Origin of the sequence: Loktanella salsilacus (assembly GCF_024206795.1) — a bacterium.
Taxonomy (GTDB): domain Bacteria; phylum Pseudomonadota; class Alphaproteobacteria; order Rhodobacterales; family Rhodobacteraceae; genus Loktanella; species Loktanella salsilacus.
Genome location: NZ_CP072994.1, coordinates 737,558 through 755,994, shown reverse-complemented (window position 1 = coordinate 755,994; position 18,437 = coordinate 737,558). Strand labels below are relative to the sequence as shown.

At 61.5% G+C, this 18,437-nt stretch carries 21 protein-coding genes and 1 riboswitch; of the genes, 8 read left to right on the top strand and 13 right to left on the bottom strand.

Annotation, left to right across the window (positions count from 1 at the left end):
• Positions 1-66: 66 nt before the first annotated feature.
• The 10 genes from trmB to miaB all read right to left on the bottom strand — a co-directional run bounded on the left by trmB (position 67) and on the right by miaB (position 9,442).
• On the bottom strand, positions 67-783 hold the full coding sequence (trmB, locus tag KBW81_RS03795) for a tRNA (guanosine(46)-N7)-methyltransferase TrmB (RefSeq protein WP_254248403.1): 717 nt from the start codon (positions 781-783) through the stop codon (positions 67-69).
• 104 nt (positions 784-887) lie between these two features.
• The gene (metK, locus tag KBW81_RS03790) at positions 888-2,069 is read right to left on the bottom strand and encodes a methionine adenosyltransferase (RefSeq protein ID WP_254248402.1); all 1,182 of its coding nucleotides are present in this window, start codon (positions 2,067-2,069) and stop codon (positions 888-890) included.
• 6 nt (positions 2,070-2,075) lie between these two features.
• A riboswitch (SAM-SAH riboswitch) is annotated at positions 2,076-2,125 on the bottom strand.
• A 32-nt stretch (positions 2,126-2,157) separates the two neighbouring features.
• Positions 2,158-3,657, bottom strand: a complete 1,500-nt coding sequence (gene lnt / locus KBW81_RS03785) for an apolipoprotein N-acyltransferase (RefSeq protein WP_254248401.1) — start codon at positions 3,655-3,657, stop codon at positions 2,158-2,160.
• 12 nt (positions 3,658-3,669) lie between these two features.
• On the bottom strand, positions 3,670-4,566 hold the full coding sequence (locus KBW81_RS03780) for a hemolysin family protein (protein WP_090187858.1): 897 nt from the start codon (positions 4,564-4,566) through the stop codon (positions 3,670-3,672).
• 31 nt (positions 4,567-4,597) lie between these two features.
• Positions 4,598-5,089, bottom strand: coding sequence for an rRNA maturation RNase YbeY (ybeY, locus tag KBW81_RS03775; protein ID WP_254248400.1), 492 nt, complete (start codon positions 5,087-5,089; stop codon positions 4,598-4,600).
• Entirely contained in the window at positions 5,079-5,894 is an 816-nt protein-coding gene (locus KBW81_RS03770; protein WP_090187853.1) for an ORF6N domain-containing protein, read from the bottom strand. Before KBW81_RS03770 ends, ybeY begins: the two co-directional genes overlap by 11 nt.
• Positions 5,891-6,904 (bottom strand): PhoH family protein, encoded by a 1,014-nt coding sequence (locus tag KBW81_RS03765; protein ID WP_090187850.1) that lies wholly within the window; start codon positions 6,902-6,904, stop codon positions 5,891-5,893. The genes KBW81_RS03770 and KBW81_RS03765 overlap by 4 nt, the downstream gene beginning before the upstream one ends.
• Positions 6,905-7,040: 136 nt before the next feature.
• Entirely contained in the window at positions 7,041-7,358 is a 318-nt protein-coding gene (locus tag KBW81_RS03760) for a hypothetical protein (protein ID WP_090187847.1), read from the bottom strand.
• A gap of 14 nt (positions 7,359-7,372) precedes the next feature.
• Entirely contained in the window at positions 7,373-7,930 is a 558-nt protein-coding gene (locus KBW81_RS03755) for an OmpA family protein (RefSeq protein ID WP_392338222.1), read from the bottom strand.
• 201 nt (positions 7,931-8,131) lie between these two features.
• Positions 8,132-9,442 (bottom strand): tRNA (N6-isopentenyl adenosine(37)-C2)-methylthiotransferase MiaB, encoded by a 1,311-nt coding sequence (gene miaB / locus KBW81_RS03750; protein ID WP_090187842.1) that lies wholly within the window; start codon positions 9,440-9,442, stop codon positions 8,132-8,134.
• 111 nt (positions 9,443-9,553) lie between these two features.
• Between miaB and KBW81_RS03745 the strand changes: the two genes are divergently transcribed.
• Entirely contained in the window at positions 9,554-10,417 is an 864-nt protein-coding gene (locus KBW81_RS03745) for a hypothetical protein (protein WP_254248399.1), read from the top strand.
• Between the two features lie 39 nt (positions 10,418-10,456).
• On the opposite strand, the gene KBW81_RS03740 is transcribed toward KBW81_RS03745, so the two are convergent.
• On the bottom strand, positions 10,457-10,876 hold the full coding sequence (locus KBW81_RS03740; protein ID WP_139222598.1) for an REP-associated tyrosine transposase: 420 nt from the start codon (positions 10,874-10,876) through the stop codon (positions 10,457-10,459).
• Positions 10,877-11,014: 138 nt separating this feature from the next.
• On the bottom strand, positions 11,015-11,449 hold the full coding sequence (gene irrA, locus KBW81_RS03735) for an iron response transcriptional regulator IrrA (RefSeq protein WP_090187834.1): 435 nt from the start codon (positions 11,447-11,449) through the stop codon (positions 11,015-11,017).
• Between the two features lie 156 nt (positions 11,450-11,605).
• Between irrA and fabA the strand changes: the two genes are divergently transcribed.
• The 3 genes from fabA to KBW81_RS03720 all read left to right on the top strand — a co-directional run bounded on the left by fabA (position 11,606) and on the right by KBW81_RS03720 (position 14,309).
• The gene (gene fabA / locus KBW81_RS03730) at positions 11,606-12,115 is read left to right on the top strand and encodes a bifunctional 3-hydroxydecanoyl-ACP dehydratase/trans-2-decenoyl-ACP isomerase (protein ID WP_090187831.1); all 510 of its coding nucleotides are present in this window, start codon (positions 11,606-11,608) and stop codon (positions 12,113-12,115) included.
• Between the two features lie 173 nt (positions 12,116-12,288).
• A complete protein-coding gene (locus KBW81_RS03725; RefSeq protein WP_090187828.1) occupies positions 12,289-13,518 on the top strand; it encodes a beta-ketoacyl synthase N-terminal-like domain-containing protein in 1,230 nt (409 codons plus the stop codon).
• Between the two features lie 5 nt (positions 13,519-13,523).
• Positions 13,524-14,309: an enoyl-ACP reductase FabI gene (locus KBW81_RS03720; RefSeq protein ID WP_090187825.1), complete on the top strand. Its 786-nt coding sequence runs from the start codon at positions 13,524-13,526 to the stop codon at positions 14,307-14,309.
• Between the two features lie 236 nt (positions 14,310-14,545).
• Here KBW81_RS03720 and KBW81_RS03715 read toward each other — a convergent pair whose 3' ends face one another.
• Positions 14,546-14,980: an FKBP-type peptidyl-prolyl cis-trans isomerase gene (locus KBW81_RS03715; RefSeq protein WP_090187822.1), complete on the bottom strand. Its 435-nt coding sequence runs from the start codon at positions 14,978-14,980 to the stop codon at positions 14,546-14,548.
• Between the two features lie 118 nt (positions 14,981-15,098).
• Here KBW81_RS03715 and KBW81_RS03710 point away from each other — a divergent pair, with 118 nt between their 5' ends.
• From KBW81_RS03710 to pcaD, 4 genes are all read left to right on the top strand, one after another.
• Positions 15,099-15,776, top strand: a complete 678-nt coding sequence (locus tag KBW81_RS03710) for a haloacid dehalogenase type II (RefSeq protein WP_254248398.1) — start codon at positions 15,099-15,101, stop codon at positions 15,774-15,776.
• Positions 15,776-16,591, top strand: a complete 816-nt coding sequence (locus KBW81_RS03705) for an alpha/beta fold hydrolase (RefSeq protein ID WP_254248397.1) — start codon at positions 15,776-15,778, stop codon at positions 16,589-16,591. Before KBW81_RS03710 ends, KBW81_RS03705 begins: the two co-directional genes overlap by 1 nt.
• Positions 16,588-17,559, top strand: coding sequence for a threonine ammonia-lyase (locus KBW81_RS03700; RefSeq protein ID WP_254248396.1), 972 nt, complete (start codon positions 16,588-16,590; stop codon positions 17,557-17,559). The genes KBW81_RS03705 and KBW81_RS03700 overlap by 4 nt, the downstream gene beginning before the upstream one ends.
• Before the next feature lie 61 nt (positions 17,560-17,620).
• Positions 17,621-18,433 (top strand): 3-oxoadipate enol-lactonase, encoded by an 813-nt coding sequence (gene pcaD / locus KBW81_RS03695; protein WP_254248395.1) that lies wholly within the window; start codon positions 17,621-17,623, stop codon positions 18,431-18,433.
• The last annotated feature ends 4 nt before the right edge of the window (positions 18,434-18,437 follow it).

Sequence of the window (18,437 nt, the reverse complement as noted above, 5' to 3'; positions counted from 1 at the left end):
TCAACGAACGTCTGGGATGGCGGGCGGGGTGCCTTGGCCCCGCAGTGTCAACAGCGCCGGACGGCGTCAGGCCGGTTTGCGGAATGTCAGGTAATGGGGATCGCGCCCTTCGCGCAGCGCTTTCTGCTCGTAACGCGTTGACACCCAGTCATCCCAAGGCGTGTTCATACCGTCCGGCAGCGCCGTTTCCAGCACAAAGCCCGCCTTTGGCACCTCTTCCAGCGTCTGGCGCACGTAGTCGGGAATATCCGTCGCCACGCGGAATTCTGCGCCGGGTTTCAGCACGCGAAACAGCGGCTCCAGATGCTCTGCCGTCACGAAACGGCGGCGGTGGTGGCGGGCTTTGGGCCATGGGTCGGGGTAGTTTAGAAACGCTTTGGATATTGCGGCGTCAGGCATCACGTCGAACAGATCGCGCACGTCGCCGGGATGCACCTTTAGGTTTTCCACGTCAGCCTTGCGGATCTTGCCCAGCAGCATCGCCACGCCGTTAATAAACGGCTCGCAGCCGATCAGGCCAATCTCGGGATAGCGCTCTGCCATGGCGACCAGATGTTCGCCGCCGCCAAAGCCGATTTCCAGCCAGATATCTTTGCCGTCAAAGATCGCGGCAGGGTCCAGTTTTACCCGGTCCGGGTTGATGTCCCAGTCAATCGGCCCCGGCGACAATGCGTCCAGGTCGTTTTCAAGGTAATCCTTCTGGCTCGCACGGATGGTCTTGCCCCGGAAGCGGCCATAGAAATTGCGCCATGGGGCGCCCGATGGGTGTCTATCTTCAGTCATGGCCGCAGGCTTTAGCCGAGCCCGACCGCGCCCGCAACCGCTGCCGAGATGCAAAAAGGGCGGACCACTGGCCCGCCCCTTTCCGCTGTCACATCAGTCAGCGTTTAGACAGCGCGCTTGAGCGCATCAGCCAGATCAGTGCGTTCCCAGCTAAAACCGCCGTCCGCCTCTGGCGCGCGGCCAAAGTGGCCGTAGGCCGCGGTGCGGGCATAGATCGGGCGGTTCAGGCCCAGATGGGTGCGGATGCCCTGCGGGGTCAGGTCCATCGTGGCGCGGATCGCTTTTTCGACCGCAGCCGGATCGACTTCGCCCGTGTCATGCAGATCGACATAGACCGACAGTGGCTGCGCGATGCCGATGGCATAGGACAGCTGCAATGTGCACTTTTCGGCCATGCCGGACGCGACGACGTTCTTGGCCAGATAGCGCGCCACATAAGCGGCAGAGCGGTCAACCTTGGTTGGATCCTTGCCAGAGAACGCGCCGCCGCCATGCGGGGCCGCACCGCCGTAGGTATCCACGATGATCTTGCGTCCGGTCAGGCCGGCGTCGCCGTCGGGGCCGCCGATGACAAAGATGCCAGTCGGGTTGACCCACCATTCGGTTTTGTCGGTGATCAGCCCCTCTGGCAGCACTTCGTGGAAATACGGCTCGATGATCGCGCGAATATCGGCGCTGGTCTGGCTTTCGTCGGAATGCTGGGTGGACAGCACAATCGACGTGACCTCCACCGGCTTGCCATCGACATAGCGCATTGAGATTTGGCTTTTCGCATCGGGGCGCAGCGTCGGCTGTTCGCCGGATTTGCGCACTTCTGCAAGGCGGCGCAGCACGGCATGGGCGTACTGGATCGGGGCTGGCATCAGCTCTGGTGTCTCGCGCGTGGCAAAACCGAACATGATGCCCTGATCGCCCGCGCCTTCGGGCTTATCGTCCGAGGCATCGACGCCCTGTGCGATATGCGCCGACTGCTCGTGCAGCAGGTTCGTGATCTCGCAGGTGGCGTGGTGGAACTTGTCCTGCTCGTAGCCGATATCCTTGATCGCAGCGCGGGCGATGTCAGGAACGCCAGCCAGAAACGCTTGTGTTTTCTCTAGGGTGCTCAGGCCGACTTCGCCGCCGATCACAACGCGGTTGGTGGTGGCAAAGGTTTCGCAGGCGACGCGGGCCTCGGGCTCTTCGGTTAAGAACGCATCAAGGATGCTGTCGGAAATACGGTCGCAGACCTTGTCAGGGTGTCCCTCTGACACGGATTCAGAGGTGAAAATGTAATCTTGGCGTGCCATGGGACGTGCTCCATTTAAAATTACCCCGCCACGTCAGGAAGCCGTTGTGGCAGGTCATCCGCTTCGTTAAGCAGACAACCCCGCAGGGTCAACGCAAATCGCCCCGCCCCTTGCGGTGGTGCAAGGCCGCTGCGATCAGGCTCAACAACACCAAAATCATGACCGGCACATCACCCCAACGCACGTAGGGCGTTGCAGCGCGCGCCGCAGGTAGCGGTGCATCAACATAGCCCGCTGTATCCAGCGGGATCATCGCGGTGATGCGACCATATGCATCAATCATCGCACTGATCCCTGTATTGGCAGAGCGTACCATTGGTAGCCCTTGTTCAATTGCGCGCAGCCGGGCCTGCATCAAATGCTGCGTCGGCCCTGCCCCTTTGCCGAACCAAGCGTCATTGGTGATCAGCAGCAGCAGGCGCGGCCGTTCGGCTGTCGCGATCTCTTCGGCAAAGATGCCTTCATAGCAAATCAGTGCCCGCGCAAGGCCGATGCCCGGCAAATCGATCAAAGGCTGCGGCACCGTGCCGCTGGCAAAGCCGCCGCCTTCTGACGTGGCAAGGCCGTGGATGCCGAACCGCTTTAATGTCTCACCAAAGGGAACGTATTCGCCAAAGGGCACCAGATGCGCCTTGTCATAGGTCTGCACCACCTGCCCCATCCGGCCCAGCACGATCAGCGCGTTATAATAAAGCCCGCCTTGACTGCGATTGATGCCGGTGACCAGCGGCACGCCCATGGCGGCCTCAGATATCGCCTCTAGCTCTGGCTGGGCATAATCCATCAGGACAGGCACGGCGGTTTCGGGCCAGACGATCAGATCAGGGCGCGGGCCCGCTTGGGTATAGCTGATCATGCGGCGCAAAAAGGTCAGGTTGCGTTCGGGGTCCCACTTTTCCTCTTGCGGGGCATTGGGTTGCACGATGCGGATGTTGGGGGCATTTGCGTCGATCACCGTGGCAGGCGGCAGCAACAGCGGCACCGCAGCCAGTGCGATGACGAAGGGCACAGCGCCAAGCCACCGTTTGCGTGCCACCCAAACTAGACCCGCTGCCACGCCAAGCGTCAGCAGCGTCAACAGATGCGGGCCGCCATAGGATGCAAGCTGTGCCCAAGGCGTCGGGATCAGCACATGACCGATCAGGGCCCAAGGGAAGCCCGTGAACAGATAGCTGCGCACCGCCTCGACCAGCGTCAGCGACAAAACCAGCGCGGACAGTCGTCCCGGTGCGATCACGCGCGCAAGGCATGTCCCCGCAACCCAGAACAGCGCCGCCCCCAGTGCCATCAGCGTGACAGCCAACGGCGCGGCCCAGCCCCACGTGCCCGCGTCGACCAAGAACGGATCGACCAGCCAGCGCAGGGTCAGGCCGAAATAGCCAAGCCCTATGAGCAGCGCCCCGCGCCCCGCCGCCCGCAGCGTCGGGGCAGAGGTCAGCACTGCCAGCACCAACGCCCAGCCCGGCACGGCAACAAACCACCAGTCCAGCGGCGCCATGCCAAGGGCGATAACCAGCCCAAGCGCAAGCAAAGCCGCAACGCGCGGCCAGCGGCCAAGCAGCCACAGCCGGTCTGTCAGGATCGTCACATCAGCCCCGCATCAGGCCTGCGGCATGCGCACGCGCAGCCGCTTTATCCGGCGCGGATCGGCGTCCAGCACTTCGAACTCTGGCCCGTCAGGATGGCGGATCACTTCGCCGCGTACCGGCACATGGCCGGAAAGCATCATGACAAGGCCGCCAAGGCTGTCGATTTCCTCTTCGTCGATGTCATCGTGATCGGTCAGGTTCATCCCGATTTCGGCCTCGAAATCCTCCAGCGCGGTCTTGGCCTGCGCGATATAGACGCCGGGGCTTTCTAGGCTGAAGCTTTTCACCTCGTCCACGTCATGTTCGTCCTCGATCGCGCCGACGACCTGTTCCAGCAAGTCCTCGATCGTGACCAAGCCGTCAGTGCCGCCGTATTCGTCGATCACAAGCGCCATATGGGTGCGGTCGGCCTGCATCTTGGTCAGCAAAATGCCAAGCGGCATAGACGGCGGCACAAACAACAAAGGCCGCAGCAAAGCGCGCAGATCAAAGGCAATGGCATCGCCGTTAAAGCCGTATTTCAGCGCAAAATCCTTGAGGTTCACAAACCCCAGCGGCGTATCCAGCGTTCCGTCATAGACAGGCAGCCGCGTCAGGCCGCTTTCGCGGAAGGTCGCGACAAGGTCTTCCTTGGTCGTGGTGACAGATGTGGCGATGATATCGGCCTTTGGGATCGAGACATCTTCGACCCGCATCCGGCGCAGATTTAGCATACCCGGCACGGTCAAGGTCGGCGCAGTGGACCTTGCACCTTCGCTTTCCTCATCCTCGCCGTCGCCGTTTGGCGAAAGGGCGTCAAACAGCCTGCTAAAGAAATTGCCGCGCTGTTCGTCGCTTTGTTGTTCGTCTGCCTGCTCAGGCTGCGCGCTTTGCGCTGCCTCCAAAGACCCGTCGTCGGTATCGCCCATCGTCTCCCTGCCTATCTGGTGCCTTGCGGCGTTATTCACGGTATGGATCATCTAGACCCATCTTGCCAAGTATCTGCGTCTCCAACCCCTCCATCAGGGTGGCGTCTTCGTCGCGTTCGTGATCGAAACCCAGCAAATGCAGCGTTGCATGCACGATCAGATGCGTCACATGCTCTGTCATCGGCTTGCCCGCGGCCTGCGCTTCGGCTTCGCAGGTCTGATAGGCAATCGCAATGTCGCCCAGTTCGGGGTCAGTGGGATCTGGGGCGGCCGGCATTTCGCCCGCCAGATCCACGCCGCGTTCATCCGATGGCCATGACAGCACATTTGTCGGGGTCGGTTTGCCGCGAAAATCAGCATTCAGCGCGGCGATGCGATCATCGTCGCAGCCCATCAGGCTGATGTCCCAAGCTTCTGGATCAAGGCCAAGTTCGGCCAAGGCCGCGTCCGATGCGGCCAGCGCAAGCGCTTCCAAATCCAGCGCATCCCAACGCGGGTCTTCATTCAGGCAATCAATCGTCATGTATCGTGTCCCGTGACGGCAAGCTGACCGGCGCCCGTGCCGGCCCAAAGCTGTCATCCAGCATTCCGCTTAGATCGTCACGCTCTATCTGCTGCACCATCGCGCGAAGCTGCCGCACCGCGTCGAGGCGTTTCAGCACCGTATCCGCCCAAAGGTTGGCGGTTTCCGCATCCGTGCGCCTAATTTCGGCATAGGCCTTTTGCGTATCAGCGGCCAGTTTTGCGATCTCGCCGTCAAGCTTGGTGTTTTCCTTGCCCGGCTGATCCAGCCAAGCGCGCACCCGGCCCAGCGCCGATTGCGTGGCTTGATCCAGTTCCGTCATCACGGTGGACCCGCCCGGCAAGGGCATCGCGGCAATCGCGCCCAGCATTTGCCCCAACTGCGTACGCAAGGACTGACGCAGTTCGGGCGCATCGGCCCCGTCAAAGACGCGGCCTGCGGGCAATTCGCCCCGGCGGTACGCGACAAAGGTTTCCGCGACCGTGCGGGCCACCCGGTCTGCCGCCGCGCCGCGAAACCCCGTGACCAACATGATAAAGCCCTGTTCGGAATAGGCCCAAGGCCGCCCGCGCCGCCCGCCATGCGCACTTGAAATCACATTTTGTGATTTCAAGTTGGCCCATTCATCGGCGGTCAGCTGAAAGGCATAATCGTCCAAAAACCGCCCCGCATTGCGCTGGCGGCTTTGGTTTACCGCCCCTGTCGTGCGATCAAAGATCGCCGCGACATCAGCGTCCAGAATGACGGGCTGGCCGCGCAGGTGAAAGATCGCCTGCCGCACGCCAGCCACAAGGTCATGGCTCATCCGGTCTTTTCCGCGTCCGCCTCGTAGGCTTCGATGATCCGCGCGACCAGCGGGTGCCGCACCACGTCCTTAGAGGTGAAGTAGTTAAAGCTGATCTTGGGAATATTCTTCAGCAGACGCTCTGCTTCCCACAGACCGGAATTCACACCGCGCGGCAGGTCGATCTGCGTGCGGTCGCCCGTGATCGCCATGCGCGACCCTTCGCCCAGACGGGTCAGGAACATCTTCATCTGCATGGTCGTGGCGTTCTGCGCCTCGTCCAGCACCACGGCGGCATTGGCCAGCGTGCGGCCACGCATAAAGGCGAGCGGCGCGATCTCGATCCGCTTTTCCTCGATCAGTTTTGCGACCTGCTTGGACGGAAAGAAATCGTTCAGCGCATCATACAGCGGCTGCATGTAAGGATCGATCTTGTCCTTCATGTCGCCCGGCAAATAGCCCAGCTTTTCCCCCGCCTCGACCGCGGGGCGCGACAGGATGATCCGGTCGACATTGCCGCTGATGAAATGGTTCACCGCGACGGCGACGGCCAAATAGGTCTTGCCCGTGCCCGCAGGCCCAATGCCAAAACACAGCTCGTTTTCGAACAGCGACCGGACATAGGCTTTTTGTGCCTCGGTCCGCGGCTCGACCAGCTTTTTGCGGGTCTTGATTTCCACCCGGTCGGCCAGTTCGCCTTTGAACAGCTCTGGCTGGTCGCCGTTGGTGATGGACATGTCAGGGTGCATCCGCAATTCGCGGTCGATATCGCCCGGCTCCAGCGTTTTGCCGGATTCCAACCGCTCGTACAGCGATTTAAGGATATCTAGCGCATCATGGCGCGGGGCTTCGGCGCCGACCACCTCTAGCCGGTTGCCCCGGCGCAGGATTTGCACGCCAAGCGCGCTTTCGATCGCAGTCAGATTGCGATCGAACTGGCCGCACAAGTCGATCAGCAAAAAGTTGTCGGGAAATTCCAGAACGGATTCCGAAACGTCGGCAGCGGTGGGGGTCAGAACGCCAGAGGGCAATCGTATCTCCTGATACAGAGTGTCTATGATTATCGTTGCAAGGCTGAACGCCGGCCGCAAGTCATTGGTCGCACCGGAAACGAAAAAAGGCCGCAGCGTGTGCTGCGGCCTTTGAAATGCTTATGATGCAAGCAAATTACAAGAAGTCCGGGATCGGAGATCCGGCCTTGAATGGGCCAACGGCGGTGTTCGGCGGGGCAACGCCGGAACAAACCGGAAGGCCATCGGGCGTCAGACGCTCTGACAGGTAGCCTTCGACGCCGTCATCGATGATCCAGTGATCGCAGCCTTCTGGGTCAACCCAGACGCCAGCAACCAGCGTGGACAGGTGGTGCGCGTTCACGCCGCCGTCGATGGATTTATCAGGACCGATTTGGCGAATACCTTCGCCGCCTTCGCAAGCTGCAAGCGCGCCGCCAATGGCCAAAAGCCCGATGAGTTTCATGATTTTCATATCAGGGCTTCCTTTCAGCGGATGCAGTAGATTTCGACGCGGCGGTTTTCTTGCATCCCGGCAGCGGAGTTGTTGTCGGCGCGTGGCTGGCGTTCGCCAAGGCCCCGGACGTCCACAACGCGGCCACCAACGGACTGCGCAACACCTGCAACAGCGTTAGCGCGGTTGGCAGACAGACGCATGTTGTATTCGTCAGATGCACGGCTATCGGTGTGACCGTAGATCATAAAACCAAAGGCGTTCGCCGTCTGGAAAAAGTTCTGCAAGGTCGCGCGGCCAGCCGCGCTGATCGCGTATTTGTCCGTTGCGAACAGCTGATCTGTCGGGACCACGCCGCAAATTTCAGAGCGGTGGCACACGGCGCTGCCGTCACGGCGGCGGTGCGGCGACATGAAGCCTTCGGAACCGTCGTCCATCGCCCAATGCTCGCAGCCATCGGGATCGATCCAAATGGTGGGGACGTACTTTTCGGAACGGTTGACCTGCTGGGCAGATGCGCCCCCGGCGACAACTGTCAGCGCCAGAACGCCCGCAAGCGCGGCCTTTGCAAATTGGGTCGGGGTGGTTGCCACGGCGAATACCTCTTTATTGAAACAGCGCATACCATCATGGGTATGGATAGGTTTCTTTAACACACAATGGACGCAGTTTTAGCAAGATCAGCGGACATTGAAAGCGGAATTCACAACATATTGTGTCGCAGGCGGCAACAGTGGGTTGCCACAACTGACATTCCTTAACAAAACGTTAACGCTCTCGGGCATTGGCACTTTTCAGCGCACAAGCTCTCCGCCCAAAGAATTCGTGCCCGCGACGGTGATTCTAACCTGCCGCACCTGCCCCAGCACATCGGCGGGTGCGTCCGCGTAAACCGCATGCAGGTAATCAGATTTTCCAATCATCTGCCCGTCAATCCGGCCCGGCTTTTCAAACAGCACGCCCACGGTGCGGCCCACCATGTCGTCCTGAATCTTGCGCTGCTGCTGCGTCAACAAGGCCTGCAGGCGGGATAGACGCTCTGCCATGACGTCCTCTGGCATCTGCGGCTTTTCGGCCGCCGGGGTGCCGGGACGGGTGGAGTATTTGAACGAATACGCCTGCCCAAATTCGACCTTGCGGATCAGCTCTAGCGTCGCCTCGAAATCCTCTTCCGTCTCGCCGGGGAAGCCGACGATAAAGTCAGAGGACAGCATGATATCAGGCCGTGCTGCGCGGATGCGGTCGACCAGTTTCAGATAACTTTCCGCCGTATGCTTGCGGTTCATCGCCTTCAGGATGCGGTCAGAGCCGGACTGCACAGGCAAATGCAGATAGGGCATCAGCTTGTCGCAGGTGCCATGCGCCTCGATCAGGGCATCATCCATGTCGTTGGGATGGCTTGTGGTAAAACGGATCCGCTTTAGCCCATCAATGGCGGACAAATCCCAGATCAGACCGGCAAGGCCGGCGTCATGACCGTGATAGGCGTTCACATTCTGCCCCAGCAGCGTGATCTCTGCCACGCCAGCGTCGACCAACTCTCGCGCCTCGCGCATGACGCGGTCGGCCGGGCGGCTGACCTCTGACCCGCGGGTATAAGGGACAACGCAGAAGGCGCAGAACTTGTCGCAGCCTTCTTGCACGGTCAGAAACGCAGCTGGCGCGCGCTTCATCTTGGTGCGCGCCTTAAGCGTGTCGAATTTGTCGTCATCAGGGAAATCGGTGTCCAGCGCCTTGGCCCCGCCGCGCACGGCGCGGTCCATCGCGGGCAGACGGTGATAGCTTTGCGGGCCAACCACCAGATCAACCATCGGCGCGCGGCGCATGATCTCTTCGCCCTCGGCCTGCGCGACGCAACCTGCGACACCGATCTTCAGATCAGGGTTCGCGTCCTTGAGCGCCCGCATCCGGCCAAGTTCGGAATAGACCTTTTCCGCTGCCTTTTCACGGATATGGCAGGTGTTCAGCAGGATCATATCCGCATCTTCAGCGCGGTCCGTCGTGACATACCCCTCGCCGCCCAATGCTTCCGTCATACGCTCTGAGTCGTAGACGTTCATCTGGCAACCATAGGTCTTGACGAAAAGCTTGCGTGGCGCGGACATGGGCGGGACCTGACAAAAAGGGACGGCTCCTTCCCTAACGCTTGGGCGGCGGGCTTGCAATGCAGGGCGATTCCGCCGAAGTTGCGCGCGACCTTCTGACCCGGCGCATCCATGACATTTTCCAGCCTGACCGACTTTTTGCAAAACGGCCGCGCGGCGCTGGCCAAAGGACCGATCGCGATTATCTTGCTAGAGGACAGCGTCGAGGTCGACAGCACCCTGCGCCACTACCTTAAATCTGGGTTCCGGCAGGTCGTCGCGATTGGCAAAGCGGATATCGACGTCGCCGCTGACCTTGCTGCGCAAATCACGCGGGTGAACCACGATGCTGCCACGGAAAACACCCTGACCGACGCCGTAAATGGCGTGATCGATGCGGCACCGGGGCAGTGGATTTACTACGGCTACAACACAGAATACCTATTCTTTCCCTTCTGCGAAACGCGCGCTGTCGGCGAAATGCTGGCCTTTTCCGTAGAGGAACGGCGCTTTAGCCTTCTGACCTATGTCGTCGACCTTTATGCCCGCGATCTGGACGCCCACCCGACCGCTGTTAGCCTGCAGGACGCCCATCTGGACAAATCCGGCTACTACGCGCTGGCCCGCAAGAATAAAGACGACGCCTTTCTGGACCGGCAATTGGACTTCTTTGGCGGCCTGCGCTGGCGGTTCGAAGAACATATCCCCGTCCCCCGCCGCCGCATCGACCGCATATCTTTGTTCCGGGCGCAGCCCGGTCTGCGACTGCGGGACGATCACACATTTAACGACCCGGAATTCAATACCTTTGCCTGCCCGTGGCACAACAGCCTTACCGCGACCCTATGCTCTTTTCGCACGGCCAAGGCACTGCGCCGCAACCCCGGATCCTCTGCGCATATCAAGACATTCCACTGGCACAACTCTGCGCCGTTTGAATGGCACTCCCAGCAGCTGTTGGACTTAGGCCTGATGGAGCCGGGTCAGTGGTTCTAAGGCCGTAGCTTTACGGCTGCGCCCCTTGGACTGCGCGACCTACCGACCACCCTCGATCACATGCAACAGCGGTGACCCGCCGGAATTTCCGCGCAGGTAGGCTTGGCTTGCTGTGGAATAGGGCCAATCAGCGGCATGACGCACCAACCCCGCGCGCACCGGCGCCTCGTTGATCAAGGCGCGGCACTCCGCCAAATCAGCCTGCGTCAAGATGGGCCGGTCCCAGACCCGCCGCTGCCAGATCGCCATCTTTCGCTCATGGACCTCTTGCTCTGGCACGTGGCGCGCAAAGGTGGACCGGATGGACTGCCAGCGGACGGCATAATTGTCATCCCCCGGCGGCAGGGTCCAAATCACATGCAGCCGGTCCGGCAACGCGACCGCATCCCCAATATCAAAAGGGTGCCTGATTTGGCACATGCGAGTCGACAGCCGCAGCAGTTCAATATGCCGCGTCAACAAATCCGATTCTGGATCAGCCAAGCGGACAGTAAAGAAATATGTGCCGACTCCAGGTAGGACCCGGCGTCCTGAATTTACCATGTCCCAACGTGCCTCGCAAAAGGTTAACGCGCCGTTAACGCTTTGACGAATATCTCAGCTGCGCCGCAGCCGGATGACTACATCGACGGCCACGATCTGGGCGCCGTTCGGGGCTTGCGGCAGGCTGCGGATATCCAGCGCCTCGCGCGGGGCATCGGTCAGCTCGGCGGTGTCTTCCCAATAAAAGTGCGGATGATCGCACATATCGGTGTCGAAATAGCTTTTGGCACCGTCGACAGTGATTTCACGCAGCAACCCCGCCGCACAGAACGCACGCAGCGTGTTGTACACGGTGGCAAGCGATACCCGCTCGTCACAAATCGCGGCGGCCGCAAACAACCCCTCGGCGGTGGCGTGACGGTCCATCCCGTCCCCCATCAGCAAGGCGGCCAGCGTCACACGTTGGCGGGTCGGACGCAATCCAACGCCCGCCAGCCATTGGCTTGCGGTGTCGGTCGTGCCGGGCGAAAGGTTGGCAAATTCACTCATGTCCCATTCATATGGGATCAAGGCCCTGCGGATCAACGTCTTTCCCGCATCTAGGCAAGCCTTGCCCTTGCAAAGGCCGTAATGCTAGACGTGGCGCGCAAAATACTAACCTGCAGCCGGCGCAAGATGCGCCCAGACCGGACACGAAGGATCGCCATGGCCGAGTATCCCACCCACTTCGACAAAGACGCCCTTTTGGCCTGCGCACGCGGCGAACTTTTCGGCCCCGGCAATGCCCAACTGCCTGCGCCGCCCATGCTGATGATGGACCGGATCACCGACATCTCTGGCGATGGTGGCGCGCATGGCAAGGGCCACGTGGTCGCTGAATTCGATATCACGCCGGACCTGTGGTTCTTTGACTGCCACTTCCCCGGCAACCCCATTATGCCCGGCTGCCTTGGCCTTGACGGCTTGTGGCAGCTGACAGGCTTCAATCTGGGCTGGCGCGGCTGGCAGGGTCGCGGCTACGCTCTTGGTGTTGGCGAAGTGAAGCTGACCGGCATGGTCCGCCCCGACCGCAAACGCCTGACTTACAAGATCGATTTCACCAAAGCGATCCAGACCCGCCGCCTGACGATGGGCGTCGCTGACGGCATCGTGGAAGCTGACGGCGAAGTCATTTATATCGTCAAGGACATGAAGGTCGCCCTCAGCGAAAGCTGATCGCGACAGCCTTTGGCACCCCCTTTCTTGCGGATCGGCTTGCGCGAGCAAGTCGATCCCTTTGCTACTAAAAACCCTACAATTTGCCCCGTAGCGCGCCGCCGCACCTCTATATGGTTGCGGCAGCAGGCCAGTGTGGCCTAAACATACCCCAACTATGAAGGAGTGCGCCCATGCGTCGCGTCGTCATCACCGGTTTGGGAATCGTGTCCCCCATCGGTAATAATGCACAAGAAGTCACCGCTGCCCTGAAAGCAGGGACCAGCGGTATCGAAGCCTCGCCCGAGATGGCAGAACGCGGTTTCCGCAGCCAGATCGCTGGCACGCTTAAGATCAACGTGGCGGACCACGTCGACAAGCGGACCCTGCGGTTTATGGGTCCGGGTGCGGCCTATGCCCATATTTCCATGACGCAAGCGATTGCGGATGCGGGCCTGACAGAGGAACAGATCGTCAATCCCATGACCGGCGTGATCGCCGGTTCGGGCGGGCCGTCCACCTCTGCCATGTTTGCCGCGCACCAATCGGTGCTGGCCACCGGCGCGACCAAACGGATCGGGCCGTTCGCTGTGCCCAAGACGATGTCTTCGACGGTCAGCGCAAACCTTGCGACGGCCTTCAAGATCAAGGGCATGAACTTTTCCATCACCTCTGCCTGCTCGACATCCCTGCATTGCATCGGCATGGCCGCGCAGCAGGTCGCGCTTGGCACGCAGGACATCATGTTCGCGGGCGGCGGCGAGGAACTGGACTGGACTCTGTCCTGCCTGTTCGACGCCATGGGCGCGATGAGCAGCAAATATAACGACACCCCCACCAAGGCCTCTCGGGCGTTTGACGCAGGCCGCGATGGTTTCGTGATTGCAGGCGGCGGCGGCATGGTTGTGCTGGAAACGCTGGAAGGCGCGCAGGCACGCGGCGCCAAGATCTATGCCGAAGTCACCGGCTTCTCTGCCACCTCTGACGGGGCCGACATGGTCGCGCCGTCTGGCGAAGGCGGCGAGCGGGCGATGCGGATGGCGCTGAAAACGCTGCCCGAGGGCCGCAAGATCAGCTATATCAACGCCCATGGCACCAGCACCCCCGTCGGCGATGTAGGCGAAGTTGAGGCCGTGCGCCGCGTCTTTGGCCAAGGCAGCACGCCGCCGATCTCCTCGACCAAGTCGATGACGGGCCACAGCCAAGGCGCAACTGGCGCACAAGAGGCGATCTATTGCCTGCTGATGCTGCAGGACGATTTCATCGCACCGTCAATCAATGTGGAAACGCTGGACCCAGCGCTCGATGCGTCCGAGATTGCCATGACCCGCGTCGATAACGCAGGTTTGGATACGATTATGACGAATTCGTTTGGGTTTGGCGGCACCAACGGATCTATGTTGCTGTCGCGCTTCAAAGGGTAGTGAGTATGATCGAGCTAAAGGGCAAACGCGGCCTGATTATGGGCGTGGCCAACGAGCGGTCGATCGCTTGGGGCATCGCCAAGGCCATGGCCGAGGCGGGCGCGGAACTGGCGTTCACCTATCAGGGCGAAGCCTTTGGCAAGCGTCTGGCCCCGCTGGCGGAAAGCGTCGGATCGGACATCATGATCGACGTCGACGTGAATGATGATGCGAGCATGGACGCCGCGTTTCAGACCTTGAAGGACAAGTGGGGCAGCATCGACTTTGTCGTGCACGCCATCGCCTATTCCGACAAAAACGAACTGGCAGGCCGTTTCATCAACACGACGCGGGCGAACTTCCAAAACTCGCTGACCATTTCGTGCTATTCGCTGATCGACGTCGCCAAACGCGCGTCAGAGATGATGCCGGACGGCGGCACGATCCTGACGCTGACCTATCAAGGCAGCAACCGCGTGACCCCGTTCTATAACGTCATGGGCGTCGCTAAGGCCGCGCTGGAATCTGCAGTGCGCTATTTGGCGAACGATCTGGGCCCGCAAGGCATTCGCGTAAACGCGATCAGCCCCGGCCCAATGAAAACGCTGGCCGGATCGGCCATCGCCGGTGCGCGGCGCACGTTCAAGCACACCGAACAGAACACCCCGGCCCGGTCCAATGCGACATTGGAAGCGGTGGGCGGTACGGCAGTGTATCTGGCGTCCGATGTTGGTGCTTACACCAACGGCGAGATTATCCGCGTCGATGGCGGGTTCCACGTTCTGGGCATGCCGCAGCCGGATCACCTGTAAAGCGGGTCGATTTTTCGGCGAAAAATCGCAAAAGGCGGGGGGCCAGCCCCCCGTCCCTGCGGGTCTCCCCCCGAGGTATTTTTGACCAGAAGAAGGATGGATCTCCTTCAGCGGCGCAGACCTTCGGGGGTGCGCGACGTCAGGTGCATAATTTTTGGGTAAAGTAAGAGGCGTGACCTTGGGGTGCGCCGGTCGGCCGCGGGGATGATCCCCGCGGCCTTGTTCGTATTGCCTGATTAGGCTGCCTTGATTTCGACGATCTCGATGTCGAAGTTCAGGTCTTTGCCAGCCAGCGGGTGGTTTGCGTCCAGCGTGACTTCGGTCTCATTCACGTCGGCGACCGTGACGGGCACAACTTGGCCGTCAGGGGTCTGCATCTGCAGCTGTACGCCAACCTCTAGCGGGATATCCGCGGGGATGTCAGCGCGCGGCACGGCCTGACGTGCTTGGTCGTTGACCGGGCCGTATGCCTGATCAGCCGCGATGTTCACAGTCTTTGTATCGCCAACGGTCATGCCGGGGATTGCCACGTCCAGACCGGGGATGATCATGCCGGATCCAACTTCGAATTCCAGCGGGTCGCGACCCGTAGAGCTGTCGAAAACCGTGCCGTCGTTCAGCGTGCCGGTATAGTGGATGCGGACGGTGTCGCCCTGTTTTGCAGTCGTCATTTTGCGTCCTTTCAGTTCAAAATCCCGGGGACGCTAACGAATCGCGCTATGGGATGCAAACCGCTTTGCCCCTGCCGCCGCGTCGTGCAAGTCTTCGCCAAGCGACAGGAGCCTTCCCATGACAATCACCACATGTATTTTCGACGCCTATGGCACATTGTTTGACGTCAACGCCGCCGCCCGCAGGGCCGCACAAGAGCCGGGGCAAGAGCGACTTGCCGCCGTTTGGGAACAGCTGGCCCGCGACTGGCGGCAAAAGCAGCTGGAGTATAGCTGGCTGCGCGCCGTCGCCGATCGGCACTGCGATTTCTGGCAGCTGACCCAAGACGGTCTGGATTGGGCGATGGAGGCGGCGGGCCTAGACGATCCTGCCCTGCGCAAGCGTCTGCTTGCGCTCTATTGGGAACTTGAGGCCTATCCAGAGGTCCCCGCCATGCTGCGCACCTTAAAGGATCGCGGCATGACAACGGCGATTCTGTCGAACGGGCCGCCTGATATGCTGCGCGCGGCGATCACGCTGGCGGGCTTGAATGACCTGCTTGATGACGCGCTGTCGGTCGAGGATGTGGGCGTCTTTAAGCCGCATGTGTCCGTCTATGACATGGTCGGCAACCGCTTTGGCTGCCGCCGCGATCAGGTGATGTTCGTGTCCTCGAACGGCTGGGACGCAGCGGCGGGGGCTGGCTATGGCTTTCACACGGCTTGGGTCAACCGCCTTGGCGCGCCGATTGACCGGCTTTATGCCCAGCCACAGCATGTGCTGCCGGACCTGTCCACCTTACCGGAGTATGTCTAATGCCAAATTTCATCGCACCAGACGGCACCCGTCTGCATTACACCGATAGCGGCAGCGGCCTGCCCGTACTGGCGCTGGCAGGGCTGACGCGCAACGGCACGGATTTTGACCACGTCGCGCCGCATCTGGACGCCCGGCTGATCCGGCTGGACTATCGCGGGCGCGGCCAATCGGATTGGGCCGATCCAGCCACCTACACCGTCCCGGTCGAGGCGAAAGACGCGCTAGCCTTGATGGATCATCTGGGCCTGGCAAAGGCGGCCGTGCTTGGCACGTCGCGCGGCGGGCTGATTGCGATGATACTGGCCGCCACCGCGCACGACCGATTGCTGGGTGTGGCCCTGAACGACATCGGGCCAGAGATTGATCCAGCAGGGCTGGCCGTCATTGCCGGATATGTCGGCAAGAACCCGGCGCAGAAAACCTATGCCGACGCCGCCGCCTTTCGGGACCGCGTCTGGACGACGTTTCGCGGCGTGCCCATGGATCGCTGGCTGGCCGAGGTTGAGCAGCATTATGAGCAAACAGACGGCGGCCTTGTGATCCGATATGACCCGGCGCTGGCGCAATCGCTAGGCGATGGTAAAACCGCGATGCCGGACCTGTGGCCACTGTTTGATGCGACAGCTAACCTGCCCTTGGCCGCCATACGCGGCGCGAACAGCGATCTGCTGACGCCCGCGACATGGGCCGAAATGCAGCGCCGGCGCCCGGACGGCATCTTTGCCGAAGTGCCGGATCGCGGTCATGTGCCGTTCTTGGACGAGGGCCCTGCCCTAACAGCGTTGCAATCTTGGATAAGGTCCATGGCATGAATATCGATATGATCACCGCCGCCGCAGCGCGCCTTGATGGCCACGTCCGGCGCACGCCGCTGCTCTCCTCGCCCTTTCTGGATCAGATCGCGGGCCGCCGCGTTTTTGTCAAAGCAGAATGCCTGCAGCACACCGGCAGCTTTAAGGCGCGGGGCGGATGGTCGGCAGTATCGGCCCTGACCGAGGCCCAGCGCAAAGCGGGTGTCATTGCCTATTCGTCCGGCAACCATGCGCAGGGCGTCGCCCGCGCTGCGGCCGCCCATGGCAGCCCCTGCGTCATCATCATGCCCGCAAATGCGCCAGCGATCAAAATCGCAAACACCCGTGCCTTGGGCGCCGAAGTCGTTCTGTATGACCGCGCGACCGAAGACCGCGATGCCATTGGTTTGCGCCTCTCCGCCGAACGTGGCCTGACGCTGATCAAGCCCTTTGACGATGCGCAGGTCATGGCGGGCCAAGGTACCACGGGCCTAGAAATCGCCGCTCAAGCCGCCGCGAGGGGCATCACAAACGCCGACGTTCTGATCTGTTGCGGCGGCGGCGGATTGACCGCTGGCGTGGCCCTCGCACTGGAAGCATCGGCCCCCAGCCTGCGCGCGCGCCCCTGCGAGCCGGAGGGTTTTGACGACACCGCCCGCAGTCTGGCCACGGGGCAGATCCAGCGCAATGCCGCTGCCGAAGGGTCGATCTGCGACGCCATTGTCACGCCGCAGCCGGGCGATCTGACCTTTCCGATCATGCAACGCCTGTGCGGTCCCGGCCTTGTGGTCAGCGACGACGACTGCCTGCGCGCGATGGCGCTGGCCTTTGCCCGCCTGCGGATCGTGACTGAACCGGGCGGCGCGGCTGCACTGGCAGCAGCCCTGTTCCACGGGGACAGCTTGCAGGGCGACGCGGTCATCGCCATCGCCACGGGCGGCAATGTCGACCCGAACACCTTTACACGCGCGATCGCCATGGACACCTGACCGCCTGACGCGTCAATCAATACCGGGTCTGTCGGCCCCACTTCCACACAAAGGCTTTCGCATGAGAGAAACCACCGTCACCCGCGGCGATATCACCCTTCACACCCGCATTGATGGCGTGGACGACCCTGCCGCGCCCACCGTGGTCTTTGCCAATTCGCTTGGCACCACCCTGCACCTGTGGGACCCGGTGATGGACCTGCTGCCAAAGGGCATCCGCTATATTCGCTGGGACAAGCGCGGCCATGGCCAAAGCAGCGTGCCGGACGGCCCCTATACCATGGGCCAGCTGATCGGTGACGCAGAGGCCGTGTGCGACGCGCTGGACGTGCGTGATTGCGTCTTTGTCGGCCTGTCCGTCGGCGGCATGATCGCACAGGGACTGGCGGTTAAACGCATGGACATCGTGCGCGCCATGGTGCTGTCGAACACGGCCGCCAAAATCGGCACCCCCGCCATCTGGGCGGACCGGATCGCCACAGTCCGCGCACAAGGGCTAGAGGCGATGGCGGGCGGCATCATGCTGCGCTGGTTCGGACCGGACTTCTGCGCCACCCCCGCAGTGCAGCCATGGCAAAAGATGCTGATCGACACCCCGCTAGAGGGGTATCTGGGCGTCTGTGCCGCCATTTCCGGCACCGATTTCTTTACCCCGACTAGCGGCCTGCGCTTGCCGACGCTGGGCATTGCCGGCAGCGAGGATAAAGCCACGCCCCCTGATTTGGTCAGGGAAACGACCGACCTGATCCCCGGCAGCAGCTTTGCCTTGATCCGCCGCGCGGGCCACCTGCCATGCGGCGAAAAGCCAGAAGAATACGCGCAGATCCTGACGGACTTTCTGACCCGCACCGGCACCGTGCCGCACACCACCTAACGCC